Genomic DNA, 5,155 nt, shown 5'->3' with positions numbered 1-5,155 from the left:
GCGGGTCGGGCCCGGCGAGGGCGGCCAGGGCGGCGGTGAGCCGGGCGCCGGGCCAGCCCGCGACGTCGTCCAGCCGGGCAGCCGCCCAGCCGAAGCGGCGGTAGCGGGCCGACTTGTGGCCCACCATGGCGTCCAGGGTGTTGACGGCACGGAAGCCGACGAGCCCCGGCACCCCGGCCACGGCCCCCCACACCAGCGCGCCCACCACCGCGTCCGAGGTGTTCTCGGCCACCGACTCGACGACCGCCCGCGCGATCTGCTGTGCGTCCAGCGCCTGCGGATCGCGTCCGCACAGGTGGGGCAGCCGCTCCCGCGCGGCGTCGACGTCCCCGGCGGCCAGCGCGTCACCGATGACCCGGGCCTCCCGCACCAGCGAGGTGCCGCCCAGCACGGCCCAGGTGGCGGCGGCGGTCAGCGCGGCATCGGCCGTCGTACGGCGTCGGCCCGCGAAGCCCCGTACGGTACGCGCCAGCAGCGCGGCACCGGCGGCCGCGCCGCCCGCGCACAGCGCGGTGTGCAGGGCCCCGGAACCGCGGTGATCGCGCCACAGCCGCCGCTCGACGGCCGCGGCGGCGCGTCCGAACGCGGCCACCGGATGGCCGCGGCGCGGATCGCCCGCGGCGAGGTCGCCGAGGAAGCCGAGTGCGGCGCCGCACGCGTACGAGGCGTGGTCGGCACGCATCCTTCAGACCGCCGCCATGCCTCTGCGGCGGGGACCGCCGCCGAGCACACGGACAGGGGGAGCTGACGGCGTGGCAGTGCCGGGCATGGCGGTATGTCCTCACTCAGGGTCCGCGCCCTGGCTCGACGTGACCGGCGGTGAGAGTCTCCTGGCTCCCGGATCCGCGGCTCTCCCGGTCTTCCAGCCCTCCTGGCGTACGGACGGCCGTGACCCCTTGCGGTGAGGGGAGAGCGCTCCCCGGTGACAGTGGCGGGACCGCGCCGGATTCTCACCGGCTTCCTCTCCTGCCGCCGTTTGGCTCGGGAAGTCCACCATGGGGCGCGAATGGCCGTCAACTCGCATTTGACCTGCGATGCCAGAGTGTGCCGAGATCCACAGGCCCCCGCGCGGGAACGACCGCGGGACGGCGGGCGCCGAACAGCGCCCACCGCCCCGCGGCTTGCGTGGCTTCCGTTGGTTTCAGGCCACGATCAGATAGATGCCGTACGCCACGACCGCGGCGCACAGCGCGAAACAGGCGTACGCGCCGGTGCGCGCAACCGGGGACGCGCCGCCCGCGGCGGCCTGGGGCTGCGGCTGGGCCGTACGGGAGGTGCCGATGATGCCCAGGGTGAAGACCCCTACGACGCCGACCGTCACCGCGAGGCTGACGCCGAAGACCTGGCCGAGGGCCGCCCAGTCGATGTGCATTGCGTGTGCTCCCTGTCAGCTGGTGGAACCGGTTCCCGCGGTGGCGGGGGTCGGGGCGGATTCGGACGAGGCGTCCTCGGCGGACGTCGGGCCCGAGGCGTTCGAGGCGTCTGCGGCATCCGTGCCATCGGTGCCATCGGCAGCGGATGCGGTCTTTCCGGCGGGCGGCGGGGCCACCGACCGCACGGCGGCGGTGACGACACCGACCGGCTCGGCGGACTCCGCGCCCGGCTCGTTGACGTTGCTGGCGTCCACCGGCTTGCGGCGCGACAGCACCCAGATGACACCGCAGCCCAGCACCGCGAGGACGGCGACCGCGGCGATGCCCCCGTTGCCCTGGTCGGCCAGCAGCGCCGCGGCGGCGGCCACCAGACCGGCGGCCGGGAGGGTCAGCGCCCACGCGGCGACCATGCGGCCCGCGGTCGACCAGCGCACCACACCACCCTTGCGGCCGACGCCCGCACCCATGACGGCGCCCGAGCAGACCTGCGTGGTGGACAGCGCGAAGCCGATGTGGGACGAGGCCAGGATGACGGTCGCGGCGCCGGTCTGGGCGGCGAAGCCCTGCGGCGGCTGGATGTCGGTGATGCCCTTGCCCATGGTCCGGATGATGCGCCAGCCGCCCAGGTAGGTGCCGAGCGCGATGGCGAGACCCGCGGAGACGATCACCCACATGGGCGGGTCGGAGTCGGGGGCGATGACGCCGCCGGTGACCAGCGCGAGGGTGATGACGCCCATCGTCTTCTGCGCGTCGTTGGTGCCGTGGGCCAGGGAGACCAGGGCGGCCGAGGCGATCTGCCCGGCGCGGTAGCCCTTCGCGGTGTCCTCCGCGGCCCGGTTGTGGGCCAGCCGGTAGGTGAGCCGGGTGGCGGCCACCGTGGCGATGCCCGCCACGACCGGCGCGGCCACGGCCGGGATGAGGACCTTCATGACGATCGCGTCGCCGTTGACCCCGTCCATGCCGACGGAGACCACGGTGGCGCCGATGAGGCCGCCGAAGAGGGCGTGCGAGGAGCTGGAGGGGAGACCGGCCAGCCAGGTCACCAGATTCCAGAGGATCGCGCCGACGAGCCCCGCGAAGATCACTTCGGGCTGGATGCCGGAGCCCTCGTCGATGATTCCGCCGGAGATGGTCTTGGCGACCTCCACGGAGAGGAAGGCGCCGACGAGGTTGAGGACTGCCGACATCGCCACGGCGACCCGGGGACCGAGCGCTCCGGTGGAGATGGTGGTGGCCATGGCGTTGGCCGTGTCGTGGAAGCCGTTCGTGAAGTCGAACACCAAGGCCGTGACGATCACGATCCCGATGAGAAGCGTGATGTGTTCCATACACCCGGTCAATCAGTTCGGAGGGCTGTCAGTGCACGGTGAACGTAAGGAAACTGGGTGAACGGAAGATGAACTGAGGCGGGCTTCACGGTGACACGGGCGCGCGGGTGTGAGAAAGGCTGGTTTTCGACCGTACTCCCTTTCGCCATACGGCATTTGGCGTCCGTACATCGAGGCGGTGTAACCGCGCCGCGCCGGCACCCGTATGGAAGGATCGCGCCCGGAGGTGAGGGCCCGTGACGGAGCCGCGATCGGCGCGACGGCCACAGCCGAGGCCGACCCAGCCCCTGCGGCAGGCGTGGACGCAGGTGGTGCGGACGGCCCGCAGAACCACCGCCGACGGGCTCGTCGTCGGCACCTCGGGCAATGTGTCGGCCCGGGTCGGCGACACCGTCCTGGTGACCCCGAGCGGCGTGCCCTACGACCGGCTCGGCCCGCGTGACCTGGTCGGCGTGGACCTCGACGGCCGACAGGTGCTGGGCACGCTCGCGCCCACCAGCGAGCTGCCCATGCACCTCGCCGTCTACCGTCACACGGACGAGGCCGCGGCCATCGTCCACACCCATGCCGTTCACGCCACCGCCGTCTCCACGCTGGTCGACGAACTCCCCGCGATCCACTACATGACCGCCGCCCTAGGCGGGCCGGTCCGGGTCGCCGGCTACGCGCTCTACGGCACCGATGAATTGGCCGAAAACATGCTGTCCGCGCTGCGCGACCGCTCCGGCTGTCTGCTGCGCAACCACGGCACCGTCGTATACGGCGCGACGCTGGACCAGGCCTACGACCGCACCGCCCAGCTCGAATGGATGTGTCAGGTCTGGCTGGCCGCGACCGCCGTCCCCGGGCACACCCCCACCCTCATCCCGCCCGCCGAGCTGGACCGCGCCGCGGCCAAGCTCAGCGGTTACGGCCAGCCGCGTGACGGGGGTACGGAGGGCGGCGCTCCGGGCGTCCCGAAATAGCCCCTTCCGCTGGCCGCCGCGCGGCCGCCCGCCCACACTGGGAGGGATGCGTGTGCGGACAACGGCGGTCGCTGCCGCCACCACTCTGCTCGGTGTCGGCGTGGCCGCGGTGGCGGCGGGCCGGTACGTCACCGACGCTGCGCTCAAACCGGCCCCCGACCGGCCGCTGCCGAACGAGCCGCCGCTCACGGTGCACGCCATGGACGACGACGGGCGGATCACCCTCACCCGTTCGCTCGCCTCGCTGCGCCCCGGCACCTACGGTCTCGTCGGCCGGGCCTGCCACGCCGTCGTCGGCCCGGTGGACGACGACGTTCCGCACCCCGCCGACTGCGTCGTACGGCGCCTGGAGCGGGTGACGCACGGCACCCTCGACACCGGCACCCGGGTGCGGCTCACCCCGCAGGTGCACATCGGCAACCCCAGGGACGCGCTCGGCCTCGAACACGCCGATGTCGACCTTCCCGGCGAACTCGGTCCGCTGCCCGCCTGGTTCCTGCCCGGCGAGCGCACCACCTGGGTCATCACCACCCATGGCCTCGGCACCACCCGGGAACACCCCATGGTCGTCATGCCGATGCTGCACCGGATGCGGATCCCGGTGCTCGACCTCGCGTACCGCGGCGACCCCGGCGCCCCGCGCCCGCCCGACGGCATCAGCCACCTCGGCGACACGGAGTGGCGCGACCTCGACGCCGCCATCCGCTACGCGGTCCGCTACGGGGCGGAGAGCGTCGTCCTGCACGGCTGGTCCACCGGCGCCTCCATGGCCCTGCACGCGGCAGCCAACTCCGCACTGCGGCACCGGCTCAGCGGCATCGTCCTGGACTCCCCGGTGCTCGACTGGCGGGCCACCCTGCGCGCCCTCGCCGCGGCACGCCGCACCCCCGCCGCCCTGCTCCCGCTCGCCGTACGGGCCGCGGAGGGGCGCACCGGGCTCCACGACAGCAAGCTCGCGGAGGCGGCCGACCCCGAGAGCCTGCCGGTGCCCACGCTCATCGTGCACGGCCCCGGCGACACCCTCGCGCCCTGGGACGCCTCCCGTGAACTCGCCGCCGCCCGGCCCGAGCTGGTCACCCTTCATCCGGTGCGACACGCCCCGCACGCCGCGATGTGGAACGCCGATCCCCGGGGGTACGAGGAAGCGCTGCGCCGCTTCCTCACGCCCCTCATCTAGGGCCTCCGCCGGTCCCGGCTACCCATCGGAATCCGGCCGCGGCGACCGCCGGACGGGTGCCGATTGGGCTTTCGGGCCGTCAACGGCGAGACTGCTTCTGTGACGTCCCGTACTCCGCGCGACTCCCGGCTCCGACTCGTCCGCCAGCGGCCGATGGCCACCGCGCCGCGGCCCGCGCCGAACCGCTCCAGGCCGGCGCCACGCCCGCCGGAGGGCACGCCGCCCCGGCCGGAATTGGCCCGGCAGGCCCGTGCGGGGCTTGCCGGGGCCGTGGAGGTGGCGCGCTGGGCCGCGGCCGAGGACGACTCGCTC

5 protein-coding genes, 1 pseudogene and 1 riboswitch are annotated in these 5,155 nt (G+C 73.9%); of the genes and pseudogenes, 3 read left to right on the top strand and 3 right to left on the bottom strand.

Going from position 1 to position 5,155, the window contains the following annotated elements; all coding sequences use genetic code 11:
- The 3 genes from EEJ42_RS34205 to EEJ42_RS34195 all read right to left on the bottom strand — a co-directional run.
- Positions 1 to 682, bottom strand: a 682-nt coding sequence (locus EEJ42_RS34205; protein ID WP_123105990.1) for a cobalamin biosynthesis protein, incomplete at its 3' end; no start/stop codon positions are given.
- 122 nt (positions 683 to 804) lie between these two features.
- A riboswitch (cobalamin riboswitch) is annotated at positions 805 to 1,010 on the bottom strand.
- A gap of 131 nt (positions 1,011 to 1,141) precedes the next feature.
- On the bottom strand, positions 1,142 to 1,372 hold the full coding sequence (locus EEJ42_RS34200) for a hypothetical protein (protein ID WP_009718927.1): 231 nt from the start codon (positions 1,370 to 1,372) through the stop codon (positions 1,142 to 1,144).
- Between the two features lie 15 nt (positions 1,373 to 1,387).
- Positions 1,388 to 2,701, bottom strand: a complete 1,314-nt coding sequence (locus EEJ42_RS34195; protein WP_123105988.1) for an inorganic phosphate transporter — start codon at positions 2,699 to 2,701, stop codon at positions 1,388 to 1,390.
- A gap of 236 nt (positions 2,702 to 2,937) precedes the next feature.
- Here EEJ42_RS34195 and EEJ42_RS34190 point away from each other — a divergent pair, with 236 nt between their 5' ends.
- From EEJ42_RS34190 to EEJ42_RS52010, 3 genes and pseudogenes are all read left to right on the top strand, one after another.
- Positions 2,938 to 3,666, top strand: a complete 729-nt coding sequence (locus tag EEJ42_RS34190) for a class II aldolase/adducin family protein (RefSeq protein WP_184503412.1) — start codon at positions 2,938 to 2,940, stop codon at positions 3,664 to 3,666.
- A 46-nt stretch (positions 3,667 to 3,712) separates the two neighbouring features.
- Positions 3,713 to 4,843, top strand: a complete 1,131-nt coding sequence (locus EEJ42_RS34185) for an alpha/beta hydrolase (RefSeq protein ID WP_123105986.1) — start codon at positions 3,713 to 3,715, stop codon at positions 4,841 to 4,843.
- Positions 4,844 to 4,942: 99 nt separating this feature from the next.
- A pseudogene (locus tag EEJ42_RS52010) lies at positions 4,943 to 5,155 on the top strand (hypothetical protein); the annotation flags it as partial.

It is taken from the genome of Streptomyces botrytidirepellens (genome assembly GCF_003721215.1).
Taxonomy (GTDB): domain Bacteria; phylum Actinomycetota; class Actinomycetes; order Streptomycetales; family Streptomycetaceae; genus Streptomyces; species Streptomyces himastatinicus.
Note: the sequence above shows the minus strand (reverse complement) of the source record. Positions and strands in the feature narration are given on the sequence as shown.